The organism is Mucilaginibacter angelicae (genome assembly GCF_042434235.1).
Lineage (GTDB): Bacteria > Bacteroidota > Bacteroidia > Sphingobacteriales > Sphingobacteriaceae > Mucilaginibacter > Mucilaginibacter angelicae.
In genome coordinates this window covers 1-1,481 of sequence record NZ_JBHLTS010000044.1, presented here as the reverse complement: position 1 = coordinate 1,481, position 1,481 = coordinate 1, and the positions used below count along the sequence as shown (strand labels likewise).

The 1,481-nt window shown below is 40.0% G+C and carries 1 protein-coding gene; it reads right to left on the bottom strand.

The window, feature by feature from the left end:
• Positions 1-19: 19 nt before the first annotated feature.
• The gene (locus tag ACFFGT_RS19215; RefSeq protein WP_377024137.1) at positions 20-1,417 is read right to left on the bottom strand and encodes an IS4 family transposase; all 1,398 of its coding nucleotides are present in this window, start codon (positions 1,415-1,417) and stop codon (positions 20-22) included.
• Between the last annotated feature and the right edge of the window lie 64 nt (positions 1,418-1,481).

Sequence of the window (1,481 nt, the reverse complement as noted above, 5' to 3'; positions counted from 1 at the left end):
TTAAAGTTAACCCACAAAATTATGAGCTGTTGTTAGCATAGTTAAATCCGATTACTAAGGATTGAAAAAATGAATAACCTTTCCAAAGGGTTTGCCAACCGGGCAAACCTTTGTTTTTAAGACCTTGATGCCCCCCCATTCGTCCAAGTAATAATAGCCACCATAAGGCTGTGTATGGCTCACATAAAAGCTTATCTGTTGGCATCAGGTATTTATCAGCTATTCTTTTAGCCAATTCCTGTTCGGCTTTATCTGTTACCATGATCTCGAAAGGGATACTATGCTGATGTTTAGCATAATACCGGCTTCTCAGTAGCACAATAGCGGTTATAGCCAACAAGCCAATGCTGGTAGTGAGTGCTTTACGTGTATCAAACTGTCTTTTTTCAATACTGCATCCGGTTTTATAGCATTTATGAAAGTCCTCAACCGTCCACCTTTTTGAATAGAATTCAGCGATCTTTTCTGCATCTTTTTCGTTCTTAATTACCCTGTTGGTTAGTAGAAACCACTCGGCTGGCTTTTCTTCTTCTGTACTGATCTGTTCTCTGATCCATACGCAGTTTATTTCCTTATCAATGCCTCTGAACTTAAAGGAATGACAACTCATATCGCATTTCGCCTCATATTCTTTCCCCTTTGCATTTCTTAATGGCCGGACAATGGTAAAAGGATCAGGCAGAGAGGGCATTAACTGAAATAGCCTGTAAAGTTCGGGGGCCTCTGCTTTATCCTTTTCTGATAGGGTTAACGTACTGCGATCATGCCTGGCTCTGATAATAAAGTATTGGTTTGCCCCGATACATTTATTGATCACTTCTACAATGTCGGCTTCCCGATCCATTATGTGGATCAGATCCCGGCCTGTTTCCTTGCTAAAGGATATCCCTGTTTTTACCCCTTCAAGCCATTTGTTCGATTCCTTTTCTGCTATTGACTTACTTCGCCACTTCGCCGCCTTACCAAAATCATCCCGCTCGCGATGAATAACCTCTTGATGTAAAAGTCCTAAGGGAGCAAATTGCTCATCCAATAATAGCCCGTGATGTAACAAAAAGCCATTAGATCGTTCGTTTTGAGTATAACCTAAATCAAGAGTACGACTATTATAATCAGTTAGCATAGTATCCTGAACCAATATCCAGGGATCAGCATTGTTTTGCTCCTTCGAATAGGCTATCAGGCCTGATTGGTAGCCCAATATAAATGTGGAATGATTAACTGATTTATTATTCATTAACCGATAAAACCCTTTTAACTGGTGCTGGTTCTTAAAAAGTTCCGGAAAACTCAACGATGCATTAGAAGAGTGAAGAATAGAAATCACCTGATTATAACGGCGAGTTCTATCTAAATGGCCGAACTGAATTCCCTGAACCTGTAATGCGATGCACCTTGATTCTTCAAATATCCCCATTAGGGACACTAATATAACTTTTTTATTTTATGGGTTAACTTAAATCTGCGAGAGACCCTGAGGG

Excerpts from the sequence above, each read along its gene's own strand:
- ACFFGT_RS19215 (WP_377024137.1), bottom strand. The coding sequence starts at position 1,417 with ATGGGGATATTTGAAGAATCAAGGTGCATCGCATTACAGGTTCAGGGA.